General features: G+C 39.4%; 11 protein-coding genes. 10 read left to right on the top strand and 1 reads right to left on the bottom strand.

What is annotated here, in order from left to right; translation table 11 throughout:
- Positions 1-132: 132 nt before the first annotated feature.
- Positions 133-1,149, bottom strand: coding sequence for a LacI family DNA-binding transcriptional regulator (locus N5O98_RS23750; RefSeq protein WP_022199577.1), 1,017 nt, complete (start codon positions 1,147-1,149; stop codon positions 133-135).
- Positions 1,150-1,292: 143 nt separating this feature from the next.
- On the opposite strand from N5O98_RS23750, the gene rbsK reads away from it, so the two are divergent.
- From rbsK to N5O98_RS23700, 10 genes are read left to right on the top strand one after another with little or no spacing between them, the layout of a single operon-like run.
- The gene (gene rbsK / locus N5O98_RS23745) at positions 1,293-2,207 is read left to right on the top strand and encodes a ribokinase (RefSeq protein ID WP_008642596.1); all 915 of its coding nucleotides are present in this window, start codon (positions 1,293-1,295) and stop codon (positions 2,205-2,207) included.
- A gap of 20 nt (positions 2,208-2,227) precedes the next feature.
- Positions 2,228-5,161, top strand: coding sequence for a SusC/RagA family TonB-linked outer membrane protein (locus N5O98_RS23740; RefSeq protein WP_118161529.1), 2,934 nt, complete (start codon positions 2,228-2,230; stop codon positions 5,159-5,161).
- 14 nt (positions 5,162-5,175) lie between these two features.
- On the top strand, positions 5,176-6,705 hold the full coding sequence (locus N5O98_RS23735; protein ID WP_118161528.1) for a RagB/SusD family nutrient uptake outer membrane protein: 1,530 nt from the start codon (positions 5,176-5,178) through the stop codon (positions 6,703-6,705).
- 59 nt (positions 6,706-6,764) lie between these two features.
- Entirely contained in the window at positions 6,765-8,729 is a 1,965-nt protein-coding gene (locus N5O98_RS23730) for an ADP-ribosylglycohydrolase family protein (protein WP_118161527.1), read from the top strand.
- Positions 8,730-8,741: 12 nt separating this feature from the next.
- Positions 8,742-10,349 (top strand): ADP-ribosylglycohydrolase family protein, encoded by a 1,608-nt coding sequence (locus N5O98_RS23725; RefSeq protein WP_004307906.1) that lies wholly within the window; start codon positions 8,742-8,744, stop codon positions 10,347-10,349.
- Positions 10,350-10,355: 6 nt separating this feature from the next.
- On the top strand, positions 10,356-11,903 hold the full coding sequence (locus tag N5O98_RS23720) for an ADP-ribosylglycohydrolase family protein (protein ID WP_269496098.1): 1,548 nt from the start codon (positions 10,356-10,358) through the stop codon (positions 11,901-11,903).
- A 12-nt stretch (positions 11,904-11,915) separates the two neighbouring features.
- Positions 11,916-13,514 (top strand): alpha/beta hydrolase, encoded by a 1,599-nt coding sequence (locus N5O98_RS23715; protein ID WP_004307904.1) that lies wholly within the window; start codon positions 11,916-11,918, stop codon positions 13,512-13,514.
- 1 nt (position 13,515) lies between these two features.
- Complete coding sequence (locus N5O98_RS23710) at positions 13,516-15,036, top strand: alpha/beta hydrolase (protein WP_004307903.1); 1,521 nt, start codon at positions 13,516-13,518, stop codon at positions 15,034-15,036.
- A gap of 18 nt (positions 15,037-15,054) precedes the next feature.
- A complete protein-coding gene (locus N5O98_RS23705) occupies positions 15,055-16,062 on the top strand; it encodes a GRP family sugar transporter (RefSeq protein ID WP_004307902.1) in 1,008 nt (335 codons plus the stop codon).
- A 23-nt stretch (positions 16,063-16,085) separates the two neighbouring features.
- Positions 16,086-17,063 carry a fibronectin type III domain-containing protein gene (locus tag N5O98_RS23700; RefSeq protein WP_004296463.1) on the top strand — a complete coding sequence of 326 codons (978 nt, stop codon included), beginning with the start codon at positions 16,086-16,088 and terminating at the stop codon, positions 17,061-17,063.
- The last annotated feature ends 2 nt before the right edge of the window (positions 17,064-17,065 follow it).

Below are 17,065 nucleotides of genomic sequence, written 5' to 3'. Positions count from 1 at the left end.
AAAAACTTTATACCTAAAGATACGAAAACTTTGGGTAATAACAAAGCCCGGGCTTGAGAAAGTCTGGGCTTTGCGCATAAAAAAAGGCTGTGTCAGCGTTTTGACACAACCTCTTTTCTATTATCTAAAATACTACTTTCTATCAGTTAACACCTTTATCGAATCCCGTTTTATAATATTAGGTTTCAAAAGAATCTCCGAATGTAATTCAGTTTCTTCCAAAATCTTCTGCATCAACATTTTTACAGCAATAATGCCAATATTCTCCAGTGATTGTGCAATACGAGTAATAGGAGGGTTCAAATAGTCCAGATATAAGTTATCATCAAACGAAATGATAGACATATCTTGAGGAATTCTCACTTTATGCTCATTTAATGCTTTGACGGCTCCCAAAAGAATTGTACTACTTAACGCAAATATAGCAGTAGGTTTTGTGGTAGAGTTCAGAGCCAACTTAGTCTCAATATAACCATTCTGAATCGAGAACTCATTTCCTCTTATCATTGCGTTATCCTGATAACCAGCTTCGCGAAGCGCATCAACATACCCGCGCACACGTTCTTTAGTTGTTATAGAGATACTTGGTCCCTGAATACAGAGAATCTTACTATGCCCCGATTCTAATAATAATTTCGTTGCCTGATAAGCACCTACATAATTATCAGTAGCTACGTATGGCAAATTATGCTTCTCAAAATAGCGGTCAATTAGCACAATCGGAGTTTTAGTACTAATTTCCTCGAGTTTAGAAGGGTTTTCACCGGTTGGAACCAAAATAATGCCGTCTATTTTACGCGATAGAAGCGAATCGATAGCCTTATTTTCCTGAACAGGATCTTCTAGGGTATCAATAAGCATAACAGTATAATTATAACGTTGTGCTTCACGGATGACAACACTTGCTATATTGGCAAAAAAAGGATTATCTATGTGCGGTACAAGAAGGCCTATAGTATATGTCGTGTTGTTGCGCAAACTTTGCGCAACTATATCAGGCTGATAGTCCAATTCTTTAACGGACTGCAAAATAACCTCCTTAGCAGACTGGCTGATCCTATATTTCTCTGATTTCCCATTTAACACTCTGGAAATCGTAGAGATAGAGTACCCAGTTTTCTTTGATACATCAATCAGAGTTTTCTTCATTACTGGTTGTTTTTTGCAAAAATAACATTTTATTTGAGAAAAAAGCAAGAAAAATATTTTGTTTTGAAAAAAATTTCTATATTTGCACAAACGATTGCGCATCGTTTACGATTCAATTCGCCTTAATACTTAATACTCATTATATGGACACAAAGAAGAAAATCGTAGTGATAGGTAGTAGTAATACGGACATGGTTATCAAATCAGACCGTCTACCAAAACCAGGAGAAACAATTCTGGGAGGAAACTTCTTAATGAATCATGGCGGCAAAGGAGCTAACCAAGCCGTAGCTGCTGCAAGACTAGGAGGAGATGTCACTTTCATATGTAAAATAGGGAATGACATTTTTGGAAATGAAACCTTGGAAATGTTTCACAAAGAAAAGATCGACACTACTTATGTAGGAATTACCCCGCAGGAACCGTCAGGAGTAGCTCTTATCAATGTCGACAAAAAAGGGGAAAACTGTATTGTTGTTGCTTCCGGAGCCAACGGGACTTTATCTATTGATGACATACAGCATGCAGAACCTGCCATCAAACAGGCATCCATCGTCATCATGCAGTTGGAAACTCCAATCGAGAGTGTCACTTATGCAGCCAAAATGGCGAAAAAAGATGGAATTACCGTTATATTAAATCCCGCCCCTGCCCCTACCCAACAACTGCCTGACGAGTTATTAGCCAATGTCGACATTCTTATTCCTAATGTCACAGAGGCTGAAATCATCTCGGGAATGCACATTACAGATGATGAATCGGCAAAAGAAGCGATTCGTTATATTAGTTCGAAAGGCATAAAAACTGTCATTATTACGATGGGAGCCAAAGGAGCTCTCGCCTATGAAAACAATGAGTTTATCCACATTCCAGCCTTCAAGGTAGAAGCAGTAGACACAACCGCTGCCGGAGATACATTCTGCGGCGGATTGTGCGTAGCTCTGTCTGAGGGCAAAAATCTAAAAGATGCAATTATATTTGCAAGTAAAGCCTCTTCTATTTCTGTTACCAGAATGGGAGCACAAGTATCTATACCTTTGAGAAAAGAAATACAATAATCATCCTTAATTCTGTTATTATGATAAAACAATGTTCAATCCACGGTCTATTGACAAGTATGTTGTTAATAGTATTTTCTTTGATGAGCAATGATGCTATTGCCCAGAAGGCAATAAGAGGTACAGTCCTCGATGAAGCAAATGAACCCATTATCGGTGCCAGTGTCCTTGTTAAAGGTACAACAAATGGTTCTATTACAGGAGTTGATGGAACCTTCAATGTAAAAGCGAATCCTTCTGATGTATTGGTTATATCTTATGTAGGTTATGCAACTGTTGAACAACAAGTAGGAAATCAGACACAGCTTGTAATACACCTGCGCGAAGACTCGAAAGTGCTTAATGACGTTGTAGTAATCGGCTACGGCTCTACCACAAAGAAAGAGCTTACAGGATCGGTTACCAGCATGAAGAAAGATGACCTCAATCCCGGAACATTCACCAATGCTATGGGAATGTTGCAAGGAAAAGTGGCAGGATTACAAATTATCAACCCGAACGGTGCTGATCCGACAGCCAAATATGAAGTATTACTTCGCGGAACAAACACACTTTCCGCAGGCCAAGGTCCATTAATTATTATTGATGGGGTGGCAGGTGCAGATATCAGAAATATCAACTTCCAGGAAGTGGAATCTATAGACGTATTAAAAGATGGTTCGGCAGCTGCTATTTATGGAACAAGAGGTACGAATGGAGTAATCATCGTCACAACTAAACGTGCAAGAAGTGGCAAAACGGAAGTTTCTTATGATGGACAACTCACCGTGGGAGTCGTTTCACGCAGAGCAAAACCTTTATCGGCAAGCGAATACAAATCTGTTATCAAGGAGTATCGCCCAGAATTGGAAAGTTATATCTTTGACAGTGATACCGATTGGTTTAAAGAAATTACGCAAACTCCGTTCAGCCATAAGCACAACTTGTCTATATCCGGAGGTTCCGAGAAGTTCTCACATCACACTTCTTTCAATTATGAAAAGAGCGATGGCTTGCAAAAGCACAATAGCTCCGAAAAGCTAATGGCACGTACCAATATTCGCCAGTCATTATTAGATAAATGGGTCGATTTGGATTATAACCTGAATATCATTCATCGCAAATACAGCCCTTCCTCTACAAGTGCTTTTATGCAGGCATTTACCCATAATCCAACAGAGCCTGTTTATGACGACAGCGATCCGGATGCCGGAGGATATAGCCGTATCAAAGCAATGGAATATTACAATCCGGTAGCGATCATTAACGAAAGGAACATGGAAAGTAAGAATGATAATTATGGTGCAAATATTCGTGCTACTCTAAACATTTTGCCTATAAAAGGATTAAAATGGGAGAACTTTGTTTCATACGACAAGGAACAATATGAGACACGTGAATACTACACACATTATTATCCAAGTTTAATAGGAACAAACGGGCAAGCCTATATTGAAAACTATCAGGAAAACGATACACAATATGAGTCTACTTTAAATTACTCGAATATTTTCGGAAAACATTCCATTCAGGCATTACTCGGATATACATACCAGTATACTTATAGCACATCTGCATCCATGACAAATTCCGGTTTCGACTTCGATGACAACCAGACTCATAACATCGGAACAGGAACGAATCTAACTGAAGGCAAAGCCAGCATGTCGTCCAATAAAGAAGATAATACATATATCGGATTCTTCGGACGTTTTATGTACAACTACGATGATAAATATCTTTTGTCTGCTTCACTACGTCGTGATGGCTCCAGCCGTTTCGGTGACAATAATAAATGGGGATGGTTCCCGGCTGTCAGCGTAGGTTGGCGTATTAATAAAGAGAAATTCCTCTCGAATGTCAAATGGATCGATGATTTAAAATTGAGAGCCGGATACGGAGTTACCGGTAACCAGGATTTCTCAAACTACAAATCTTTGATGATGATGACTACAGCCGGTAAATTCTATTACAATGGCCAATGGATCAATACTTATCAACCTGCGAGTAATGCAAATCCGGATCTAAAATGGGAGAAAAAAGCAGAGTTCAACGTTGGTGTTGATATGACAATGTTTGATAACCGCCTCTCGTTCACTTTCGATTATTACAAACGGACTACATCAAACTTGCTATATGACTACATCGTGCCAACACCTCCTTATGTATATAATACCTTGTTTACGAATGTTGGAAAAGTTACTAATGAAGGAGTTGAATTAACAATATCCGGTACACCTTTTAACACTAGAGACTTTACATGGAATACCTCACTTACCGTTTCGCACAATAAAAACAAATTGGTGAAATTCACCAATGATGAATTCACTAACGGAACATACAAAGTGGGATGGTCTACAAGTGCTGCCTGCTACACTCAACGTCTGATAGAAGGACAGTCATTGGGTACTTTCTATGGTCCTATATGGTTAGGAATTGATACAGATGGAAAAGATGTATTGCTAGGACAAAATGCAGACGGTTCCGTACCGGAAGAACAATGGGAAAAAATTGGCTGTGCTTATCCGGATGCCACTCTTAGCTGGAGTAATACCTTCAGATATAAGAAATTCGACTTGAGTTTCTCACTGCGTGCATCTATCGGCGGAGAAATTCTGAACAACTATGCGATGGAATATGAAAATCTAAGCAGCATCGGACTTAGAAATATCTCATCAAACTGGTTATCTCAAACGAATTTCACAAGTACGACCTATAAATATTCCTCCAAATATATAGAGGATGCTTCTTATTTAAAACTAGATAATGTTACCTTTGGATATACTTGGGATTTCACATCTAAAATGATAAAAAGACTAAGATTGTCTCTTACTGCACAGAATGTATTCTGTATCACCGGTTATTCTGGTGTCGACCCAGAAGTTGCCCTTTCCGGACTGGAACCCGGTATGGAAAGTTTGAGCTATTATCCGCGTACAACAGAATTTACTTTTGGAGTTAATATAGTATTCTAAAAAATAAGATTACCATGAAAAAGACAAATATAATATTAAGTTTCGTTATCTGTATATTATCATACGGATGTACCGATCTTAGCGAAACTGTATACACAGGAGTAGCGATGAATGACTTCTTTAAAAACGAGAAGGAACTGGTAGCCAATGCAGGTAGAGCATATACGAAATTACAAGGATACAATTCCGAACAAAGTTTATGGACACTGCTTTTACAAGCTTCTGATGAATGTGCTGTTCCCGCTTGTGGTGGTTCCTGGTACAGTAATGGACGTTATGAAGAAATCCAGACGAATAAAATTCCACCTGCAAATAAATTATTAACAAGGGGCTGGAACTGGATATTTAATGGTATTGCTGCATGTAATGAAATTATTTACGAAACGGAACTATCACCTATTCAGTTTGAAGGAAAAGAGAAGATTATAGCCGAAATGAAAATATTGCGTGCTTTCTACTATTACCAAGCCATTTCTTGTTGGGGAAACGTACCTTTCACAACTGACTACACGGAAACCGGATACCCGGAACAAAAAAGTCGTGAATATATTTTCAATTATCTGGAAAAAGAAATTAATGACAATATCGAGTTCCTAGACAGGGAGCCTTCAGATACTAATTATGGACGGGTCACACAAGCTGCCGCTTATTGTATTCTTGCGAAAATGTATCTGAATGCAGAAGCATGGTTCGGTACTCCAATGTATGACAAAGCAGAGAAAGCCTGTAAAGACATTATGGATATAGGTGCTTACAGCATTGAAGACTCTTATTCCACTAATTTTGATATTAAAAATGAAGATTCTAAGGAGAACATCTTTGTAATCCTGTATGACAGAGTATATACTAGCGGTGACAGTAACTCATTTTATCTGCATACGCTGACACTGGAAGCTGCATCACAAGCAACATTTAATATTCCGGCAGCTCCATGGTCGGGTTTTCTCTGCCAACCGGACTTTTTCCAAACATACGCAGAACAAGATCTTCGCAGAAGTCAGAGCTGGTTATACGGTCCTCAAGTAGACCTAAGCGGAAAGGATCTTGGTTTCGAATATACTCCTGTCTTCCTTGAAGAAAAATATTACAATAGCAACGGAGGACGTGGTACATACGACGGTGCACGCTGCTGGAAATGGCATTACCAGACTGATGGTTCTTTAAAAGAATATACAGTTAGTATGGACAACGACTTTGCCATCTTCCGTTATGCCGATGTTGTATTAATGTACGTAGAGGCCTTGGTACGACAAAACAGAACAAGCGAGGCTATCCAACTGGCAGACTTTAAGAAGATTCGTACAAGAGCTGGTCTTGATGCATATATTACAAGCCAATTGACGATTGATGAACTTTATGCAGAACGAGGCAGAGAACTGGCATGGGAAGGATGGCGCCATGAAGATATGATACGTTTCGGAAAATATCTGAAAAAATATTGGGCACACCCTGACCAAAGTTCAGAAACTTTTAGAAATGTATTTCCAATTCCTACGGATATTTTAAATGCAAATCCAAAATTATCTCAAAACAAAGATTATTAACCACAATTGGAAGGTTCACATAGAAAAGTGTACCTTCCAACAAATCAACCCTGATAAATATGAAAAAACCAATCATCTTTTTACTTGTTTTAATTACCAACATCTTATTTATCTCTGCACAAAAAATTTCAAAGACAGAGTTAAAAGACAAAATAGCCGGAGCTTGGATCGGGCAAATGGTAGGAAATATATATGGACTTCCTTTTGAGAACAAGTTTGTAGATGAACCTGCCCCGGAATCCAGATTTCCATTCGGTTACACTAAAAATATAGATAAATTGCAGAAGTATAATGGTGCATTCTCTGATGACGATACTGATGTTGAGTATATCTACTTACTATTAATGGAGAAATATGGTGTAGAACCTACTTATGCCAATATGCGCGAAGGATGGATGTATCATATCCGTGACCGTGTATGGTTGGCCAACAGGGCTGCACTTGGATTAATGCATCTTGGATTCACCCCTCCGTTCACCGGTGACGAAAATCTGAATCCCCACTGGTATCAGATCGACCCTCAATTGATTAACGAGATATGGGCGTATACAGCACCGGGAATGATTTCGTATGCTGCAGGAAAAAGTGACTGGGCGGCCCGTATCACAAGCGATTCGTGGGCGGTATCTCCCACTGTCCTATATGGTGCAATGTACGCTGACGCTTTTTTCTGCAAGGATATCCGCAAACTGATTACACGAGCCTTGAGAGAACTACCTGCTGATGACAGATATGCGATAGCTGTAAAAGAGATGATTGCTTTATATGACAAATATCCTAAAGATTGGGTAAAAGCACGTCAAATCATGGCTAAAAAATATTACATAGATGAACCGGCCATGACAAAAACAATCTGGAATGCTAATCTGAACGGATTATGCGGGATTTTGGCTATGTTGTATGGCGAAGGAGATTTCCAACGGACATTGGATTTAAGCTGTGCAATGGGATTTGACTGCGACAATCAGGCAGCCACTATCTCCGGACTTCTAGGAGTAATGTATGGCGCAAAGTCTCTTCCCGAAAGTTTGACTAAACCTATCGAAGGATGGGAAAAACCCTTCAACGACCGGTATATCAATATCACCAGATTTGATATGCCTGATGCTTCCATTGAAGACATGATTGAACGTACTTACAACAAAGCAATCGAACTGGTTTGCTCTAAAGGAGGAAAAGTGAAAGGTGATATGGTATATGTTAACCCCAAAGCACAATTCATTCCCCCGATGGAATTCTGTATCGGTCCGAATCCGGACTTGGAAATCGGACAGCCTACCGATTACTCATTTGCCTGCAGAACAAATGCTGATTTCAAATGGGAACTGGTAAAAGGTAAACTTCCAGCAGGAGTTACATTCCAAAACGGTAAACTGGCAGGAACTCCTACAGAAGCCGGAAAATATCCGATTACCCTACAATTAAGCGCAAATAACAAGAACTCAATCACTAAAGACTTTGAGTTATTAGTTAAAACCAAGAATATAGCCTCCAAGGCTGATACTATTTACGCAAATATCCGTAAACTGAACGAAGAGGTGCTCGATTCTTGCTGGATTACCTTTGGAAAACCGATGTACGCAACAAATGTAGAAGTAATTAATGACGGAGTCAAAGATGGCGTAGGATCTGTATTTTATTCATTAGCAGCCAAAAGTAATCTGCCTAAAATAGACTATTTCGGATACGGTTGGAAAGAAGAGCATAACATCAATATGCTTGTTTTAGATATGGGCTGTCTGGAGGAATTCGGAGGATGGTTTACTTCTCTAAACATTCAATATCTTGGAAATGACGGACATTGGTATGACGTAGGTAAATTCAAATCAACTCCGGCACTTCCCGAAACCGATATTGTATTTTTCCAACCTCCGTTTGCACAATATGTTTTGGAATTTCCGGCAGTAAAAACCAAGGGAATACGCGTACTAATGGATGCAAAAGTGCAGGAACACTGGCATAAATACACAAAGAATGTATCATCATTCATATCTATTACCGAACTAGGAGTTTACGAGAAATAAAGGAAGAGAAAAATGAGGAAAATAATTACGATATGTATCATAGGGCTTTTTGCTCTCAACGTACAGGCCCAGCCTGTAAAAACTTTAAAGTTATCTGATAAAGAACTTTTAGATAAGATTAAAGGAGGATGGGCAGGACAAACCATTGGTGTCGTTTTCGGAGCACCTACAGAGTTTAAGTTCACGGGAACTTATATTCAAGATTACCAGCCGATCCCCTGGGCGGAAGGTTACGTTAAATATTGGTGGGAAAAGAAACCCGGATTGTTCGATGATATTTATAACGATTGCACGTTTGTTGAGGCATTTGATGAACTTGGCCTGGATTGTTCACAAGAAGAACTTGCCAAAAGATTTGCATTCGCTGATTATCATTTGGCCCATGCTAACCAAGCAGGCAGATATAATATCCGCCAAGGTATCATGCCACCGGCTTCCGGTCATTGGTTGAATAACCCACATGCAGACGATCTGGATTTCCAGATCGAAGCAGACTTCATTGGTCTGATGGCTCCGGCAATGCTGCCGGAAGCATTGGATATCGCCTCCAGAGTAGGCCACATTATGAATAGCGGTGATGGTTTTTATGGCGGTGCTTTCGTAGCAGCTCTTTATAGCTCCGCTTTCTATGAAAAAAGTCCTGAAGCGATTCTAAAAACCGCAATCTCCGTTATACCTGAAAAGAGTACATTCCATCAATGTATTCAGGATGTAATCAACTTCCATTCTTTGCACCCGGACAACTGGAAAGATTGCTGGTACTTCCTGCAAGAAAAATGGAACTGCGATGTAGGATGTCCCAAAGGCGTATTTCTAAACTTTAATATTGACGCCAAGCTCAATTCCGCTTTCGTAGCATTAGCTATGCTCTACGGTAAAGGAGATTTCACCAACTCTGTCGATATTGCAACACGCTGCGGACAAGATTCTGACTGTAATCCGTCTACAGTCGGCGGTGTACTCGGCGTCATGTATGGGTATGATAAAATCCCTTCATTCTGGTTAAACCCTTTGAAAGAAGTAGAAGACTTTACATTTGAAGGAACGAATATGTCGTTGGCAAAAGCATACCAAATGAGTTTCGATCAAGCTAAACAACTCATAGTCAAAACAGGTGGAAAAGTATCTGGTGGGGAAATAGAAATTCCAATCAAAAAGGCGGACGTACTTCCTTTAGAACAAAATTTCGAAAACACCTATCCACTTTATAGAGAACGCAAAGACTGCTTCCTGACAGATACATTTGAATTTGATTTCAATGGTAACGGATTTGTTATCTGGGGCAACATTTGCTGCACAAGAAGTATTACTCCCGATTATATCAATCGTGTATCTACACGCCACATCGGTTCCGAGGTGTTCGGATTGGCAGAGCCCAATGACCCTTACGTTGCTAAAGTGGAAATATGGATTGACGGAGAACTGGACCATGTAGCAGCTTTACCCATGAGAAACACAGACCGCAAAGTAGAACCAGCCTGGAAATACCTCATGAAGGAAGGAAGACACCACGTTAAAATGAAATGGTTGAACCGCAAAAAAGACTACATTATTCGTATCAACGACATAATGTATTATTCAGAGAAAAAAGAACATGATAGATTTTACTTTAATAAATAAGTTAAGATGAAAAAAGTCCTGACTAACATCATTCTACTATTTACCTTTTCCATATCGGGAATGGCACAAATAGAATATGGAAAAACAGTTGAAATAAGTAAAGAGGTACTGCTCGACAAAATTAAAGGAGGCTGGGCCGGACAAACCATAGGATGCACCTATGGCGGTCCTACAGAATTTAAATACAGAGGAGCGATCATTCATGAGAAAACTCCAATAATCTGGTATGATGACTATTGTAAGGACATCTTTGCAGAAGATCCGGGATTGTATGATGATGTATATATGGATCTTACCTTTCTGGAAGTAATGCAAAAAGAAGGGATAAATGCCCCTGCCGAATCATTTGCCAAAGCCTTTGCAAACGCAGATTACAAATTATGGCATGCCAACCAGGCAGCCAGATATAACATATTGCACGGTATTATGCCACCAGCATCGGGACATTGGAAAAATAATCCGCACGCTGACGATATTGATTTCCAGATTGAAGCAGACTTCATTGGAATGATATGTCCGGGGATGGTAAATACCGCCTCCGATTTTTCGGACAAGATAGGGCATATCATGAACTACGGCGACGGATGGTATGGAGGTGTATACATGAGAGCAATGTATGCATTGGCTTACGTAAATAACGACATTTATACAATTGTCACGGAAGCTCTTAAAACAATACCCGAACAAAGTAAATTTCACCGTTGCATCATAGACGTTATTAAATATTGGAAACAATATCCCGATGACTGGCGTAAATGCTGGCTGGAAATAGAAAACCGCCATGCTTTTGAGATTGGCTGCCCGGAAGGGGTATTCAATGCATTTAACATTGACGCCACTATCAATGCGGCTTACTGTGTGATGGGACTTTTATATGGCAACGGCGACTTTTTCAAAACAATGGATATAGCCACTCGTTGCGGACAAGATTCCGACTGTAACCCGGCAACTGCCGCAGGAATTCTTGGAGTCATACAAGGCTACAAGGCTATCCCCGAATACTGGAAACCGGCACTCGAAAGATGTGAAAATATTAAGTTCCCTTACACAGATATCTCTTTAAGTTCTGTATACGACATTAATCTCAAACTATTGAGTGATGTATTAAAAGCAAACGGAGGAAAAATAAAAGGAGATAAATACTATACCACGATTCAGAAGCCAAAAACCGTAGCATGGGAAGTTTCTTTTGAAGGCTTATATCCTTCTGAAAGAAGAGTCATCAAATATGATCTCGGTACAGAAAAAACATTTGAGTTCAATGGCAAGGGAGTTGTTTTAATGGGGATGATCAGACAAGATGTTAAAGATAGTAATGACAATTACATCGCCATCCTGGAGGCCTACATTGACGGCAAGAAAGTAGAAACCATAGAAATGCCTTATGACTACATAAAAAGAAAGTATGACATTTTCTATAATTATGATTTAGAGGAAGGACCTCACAAACTGGTTATTAAATGGATTAATCCAAATGAAAAATATGCCGTTCAATGTAAAGACATGGTGGTTTATTCATCCACACCGGCAGAGCCAATCAATCCTTATAAATAAAAGAGAGAAGCCATGAATAGAAAACTACTCCTATTATTAGCCTTATTATTATTTTCCTACGGATTGTCATCATGTTCGTCTGATGATAACAGTCCGTCCGAAGGCGAACAGACCGATACACCGGAACTGTTTACCAAACGCTATAATCCCGATCAAAGTTTTTACAGCAAAATATTAGGACAAGAAATCAAATATTCCGTATTACTGCCTCAAGAATATCTATCGGAAAGTACGGGTAAATATGGAGTAGTTTTCCTTCTACATGGCTGGGGAGGGAACCAAAGTTCATGGGGACCTTCAGGTCTGAATATTCAAAGCATAGCTGATGCGCAAACCAGCAATGGTAGTATTCGCCCATTGATCTACATCATGCCGGAAGGTTTCAACTCTTATTTTTGTAACCGCTATGACGGAAAGTTCAACTATATGGATATGTTCATTAATGAACTCGTACCCCTGATTGATAAGCGGTTCCGAACAACAGCCAGTAAGACGGAAAGAGCTGTTGCCGGATTCTCTATGGGAGGTTTCGGGGCATTAAGTATAGCATCGCAACATCCTGAAACATTCTCGGTATCAATAGGATTAAGTCCCTCCCTAAATACAGATGAACAATATATCTCCTTGTCACAAGACGGTTGGAATCTTCAATGGGGAAACAACTTCGGAGGAAGCGGCCAGACAGGGACAGGCAGGCTGACAAGCTATTATAAAAGCCAATGTCCGCTACACTTTTTCAAGGATAAACCAAGTTCCACATTTCAAACAGTACGGTATTACATAGACTGCGGTGATGATGAAGAAAGACTATATGCAGGAAACGGTGAATTACATTCTCTATTACGGGACAAAAATATCAAGCACGAATATCGTGTACGAAACGGTGCCCATACTGACAGTTATTGGCGTGAATCCATGAAAGAGGCACTGCCTTTTATCGAACGTTCATTCAAAGGAGAAAACTATCCGCAGGAAACTCTGAAAAAATTCACAGAGGAATTACATGCTACTAATAAAAACATAAAAGTAGGTAATTCCAATATCGAACTATGGTTACCGGATGACTACAATTCCGAACTAACTTACAAAGTTCTTTATTACAGCAAAGGAGAAGGTAATGTTGATCTTACAACAAAGAAGGTAGCAGTGGCATTAGATTCTCTTATGCAAATCAAACGTATGATAATTGCAGGTTTTAATGTGAAAGAAATGATTCTAAATGAAACAAATTTTTCAGCTATTACCGATGCTGTGGAAAAGACGGTTCATACGGAAAGCAATGCAGATTTCAGATTAGGATTAACATACGGTTCAGAAGCTGATTACTTATACAATCAGTCAACAGGCAATGCCCCTGCTATCAACTTTTTCTTTGCAGAAGACGCAGATATTATCAACCTTTCTGCCGAGAATCGTGCCAAAATCTATTATTTGGACATAACAGACGAAGGCAGCAACTACAATAGCATCTTTACTCTGTTCAATGGATTGCGAGGTGCAGAAGCTCCGGTGCAATATCGTGTCAGAAACGGGCTGGATAGTGAACAGTCCGCCCAAACAGGTATTTATTCAATGAGTTATTATATTGGTGAACAGTTAATAAAGAAATAATATGAAGAAGATACTGTTATATATTATCCTATTTCTATCAGGTATAGATGGAGCTTGGGCACTTCCCATAGAAAAAGAAGGGATGAGTATTTACAGTCCGTCCCTAAAGCAAGAAGTCTCCTACTCCATTATCTTACCGGAAGGTTATGAACATTCAGATACAGAATATCCAGTCTTATACATGTTTCATGGAATAGGAGGTGATTATACCAGTTGGCTCGAATACGGCAACGTTGCCCGTGTAATGGACAAAATGATAAAAGAAGGAAAGATTCAACCTTTCATTATGGTTATTCCTGACGGTTACCTGTCTTATTACAGTGACACTTATGATGGCAGCTCCCTTTATGAAACTTTCTTTATCAAAGAACTGGTTCCATATATAGATAACAACTATCGCACTCGCAAGGATATTAATGGACGTTCGATCATTGGTTTCTCTATGGGAGGATTCGGAGCATTATCCGTTAGTCTGCGCAACCGCCACTTATTCGGCTCTGTCGTTGCGTTATCGCCATCCATCCGTACAGAAAAACAATACATAGAAGAAGGGCCACAAAAAGGATGGGACAATCAATGGGGACGGATTTTCGGAGGAGTGGGAAAGAATGGTAAGCAGCGCCTAACCAGTTACTATAAACAACATTCACCCTACCACATTCTTTCCACCCTCCGCAATTCCGATTTAAAAGGATTTGGCATCATGCTGGATATTGGAGATAAAGAAGGTACTCTTTGCGAAAGTAATGAAGAACTGCACCGATTATTACTGGAAAGACAAATACCTCATGAATGGGAAGTACGTTCAGGAGGACATGATTTCACCTGCTGGAATACTGCACTGCCCAAAGCATTCAGATTCATAAACGAATATTTCAATGGAAAGCGGTCAGGAAATAGTGAGAGTAGTCTTCCGAATGAGACTCCGTTTATCCAAACAGCCAATGCAACGGTCTATTATCCGGAACAGGCTCAAGGAAGCACAAGAAAATATCCTATTATCTATGTACAGGGAGAAATTAACGAACAACAGCAAAAGGTTCTCGTCAGTCAGTTTCATCAAATGGTAGATGAGAATAAAACATGGCCTGCTGTTCTTTGTTTCGTAAAAGCTAACACAGACCTGTCAGAAACAATTTCTGATATAGAAAAGCAACTCTCCGGCATCAGAGGTTCCCAACGTATGCGGGCTTTAATCACTTTGGGAGATAATATCAAAGAAGGTATAGAAGCCATTCAGGGAGAAAATTTGTTTACCGGCATAGTCTGTGTAAATGCCATCGGCAACGAAAATGATGCTCAAAATCTTATAAAAGCAGTCAACTCTTACAAAAGATATCCCAGATGCTGGATAGAGATACTCCCCGAATCAAAAGAATATGGTTTTAGTAGTAATATACATATCCTTTTGAAAGAATCGGACCTGGAACATGAGTTCCGGTCAAGAAAATGTAAAGAAGCCAATGTTTTCACTTATTGGGAAGATTGGATACTATATTTAAATAACAGAATTCATGTTTAACAATTAAATACTAATAGTATGTTCACAGTAAACAGTTATTTATTGGCAGTTATATTCTGCATCGTAACCATGATTTGTTGGGGTTCCTGGGGTAATACCCAAAAACTAGTTTCCAAAAATTGGCGTTATGAACTTTTTTATTGGGATTATGTGATTGGAATGGTATTGTTCACCATCTTACTAGGCTTCACAATGGGTAGCCATGGAGATACCGGACGTTCATTCCTGGAAGATCTGGGACAAGCATCAGGAGACAGTATCGGCTGGGTTATCTTGGGGGGCGTAATATTTAATGCTTCAAACATTCTTCTTTCAGCGTCTATTTCCTTGGCCGGTATGTCTGTAGCTTTTCCTTTAGGAGTTGGCATTGCATTGGTATTAGGGGTAATCGTCAATTATCTGGGAATTCCGACTGGCAATCCTTTGCTTTTATTTGGCGGTGTAGCTCTCATTGTTATTGCTATCATTTGCAATGGAGTGGCTTCCGGAAAAATGCAAAAGGGAGAAGAAAGCAGGAAAAACAACAAAAAGGGAATTATCATTGCATTAATTGCCGGTGTACTGATGTCTTTGTTCTACAGGTTCGTAGTGAAAGGTATGGACGTAGAAAACTTCAATTTTCCTGCTATAGGAATGATGACTCCTTATTCTGCCATCTTTGTTTTTTCAATAGGCGTATTACTAAGCAATTTTGTTTTCAACACATTAGTAATGAAATATCCTTTTGTCGGAGAAAAAGTCAGCTACTCCGAATACTTTAAAGGAAACACGAAAACTCATATATGCGGAATGCTTGGTGGAGCGATATGGGGACTTGGTTCCGCGTTCAGCTATATCGCATCAGGAGAAGCTGGTCCGGCGGTATCTTATGCACTAGGACAAGGCGCACCACTTATTGCCGCTATTTGGGGAGTATTTATCTGGAAAGAATTTAAAGGTTCAACGAAATCTGTTAATCAACTACTGGCCTTGATGTTTATCTTCTTCCTGGTTGGTTTGGGAATGATAGTAGTTGCCGGAAACTAATTATTAACCTTAAATAGAACAACATGAAAAAGTATTTTTACTTATTAGCCATGCTGGCAGTAGTACTAGGTACGACTGCTTGCAGTGATGACGACAATCATCCCAGTACAAACATTCTGGATAAACCGGAAGTTACTGTTCCTGATGTAAAAGAGAGTTCTGCTGTTATTACATGGAAAGCCATAGGAAACGCAACAGCTTATATTTATAGCTTGAACAACGGTAGTGAACAAAGTACTGACCAAAATACAATTCAACTGACAGGTTTAGAGCCGGAAAAAAGTTATACATTCAAAGTAAAAGCTCAAAAAACCGGATCAATCTATTTTGAAGATTCAGACTATGCAGAAATCACTTTTACAACAACCTCTGAAGTAACAGTTTATCGGATAGCCACTTTTGCGGACGACTGGGATAAATGGTATTACGAATATAATGATAATGGTACTGTAAAACGTGTATACAGGTTATATGAAGGAGAATTGGATAGAGAATGGCTCTTTGCTTATGACGGAAATAATATCACAGTGACAGGTAAGAACGCATATAACATGACTTTAAATGACCAAGGTTATGTTGCAACTTTTGTAGATGGTTCCAACACTTACGAATATACTTATGATGAGAATGGCTACATGACCAAAGTTGAAAAGAATGGCAATATTGCATCTAACATCACCATAGAAAATGGAAATATTATGCAATGGACCAGATTTTCAGATGGAGTAGAGCAGTTTAAGGTTCAGACCTATTCTGCCGTGCCTAATGTGAGCGGAGCACATTGCATCTATGCGGAAAGCAGTGGAGCTAGTCGTTGGCTGGTTGAAACTGGTCTCTTTGGAAAAGCTTCGGCTAATTGCCATACGAGCAGTGGTTGGCAACATTCATCCAGTACAGCTACTTACACATTCGAATATGACGAAAATAGTTGTATCAAAGAGGAAAGCAAAAACTATGACGGATATATAGAGAATTTCTATTATACATATTTCTCCGAATAGCA

The organism is Bacteroides sp. LFL-34, assembly GCF_027257075.1.
In the GTDB taxonomy this organism is placed as follows: Bacteria; Bacteroidota; Bacteroidia; order Bacteroidales; family Bacteroidaceae; genus Bacteroides; species Bacteroides ovatus.
This window is presented reverse-complemented; position numbering and strand designations above follow the sequence as displayed.

What these genes read in the sequence shown, in the direction of transcription:
- N5O98_RS23720 (WP_269496098.1), top strand. Translation starts at nt 10,356, where the DNA reads ATGAAAAAAGTCCTGACTAACATCATTCTACTATTTACCTTTTCCATA.
- N5O98_RS23700 (WP_004296463.1), top strand. Translation starts at nt 16,086, where the DNA reads ATGAAAAAGTATTTTTACTTATTAGCCATGCTGGCAGTAGTACTAGGT.
- N5O98_RS23735 (WP_118161528.1), top strand. Translation starts at nt 5,176, where the DNA reads ATGAAAAAGACAAATATAATATTAAGTTTCGTTATCTGTATATTATCA.
- N5O98_RS23705 (WP_004307902.1), top strand. Translation starts at nt 15,055, where the DNA reads ATGTTCACAGTAAACAGTTATTTATTGGCAGTTATATTCTGCATCGTA.
- N5O98_RS23710 (WP_004307903.1), top strand. Translation starts at nt 13,516, where the DNA reads ATGAAGAAGATACTGTTATATATTATCCTATTTCTATCAGGTATAGAT.
- N5O98_RS23730 (WP_118161527.1), top strand. Translation starts at nt 6,765, where the DNA reads ATGAAAAAACCAATCATCTTTTTACTTGTTTTAATTACCAACATCTTA.
- N5O98_RS23740 (WP_118161529.1), top strand. Translation starts at nt 2,228, where the DNA reads ATGATAAAACAATGTTCAATCCACGGTCTATTGACAAGTATGTTGTTA.
- rbsK (WP_008642596.1), top strand. Translation starts at nt 1,293, where the DNA reads ATGGACACAAAGAAGAAAATCGTAGTGATAGGTAGTAGTAATACGGAC.
- N5O98_RS23750 (WP_022199577.1), bottom strand. Translation starts at nt 1,149, where the DNA reads ATGAAGAAAACTCTGATTGATGTATCAAAGAAAACTGGGTACTCTATC.
- N5O98_RS23725 (WP_004307906.1), top strand. Translation starts at nt 8,742, where the DNA reads ATGAGGAAAATAATTACGATATGTATCATAGGGCTTTTTGCTCTCAAC.
- N5O98_RS23715 (WP_004307904.1), top strand. Translation starts at nt 11,916, where the DNA reads ATGAATAGAAAACTACTCCTATTATTAGCCTTATTATTATTTTCCTAC.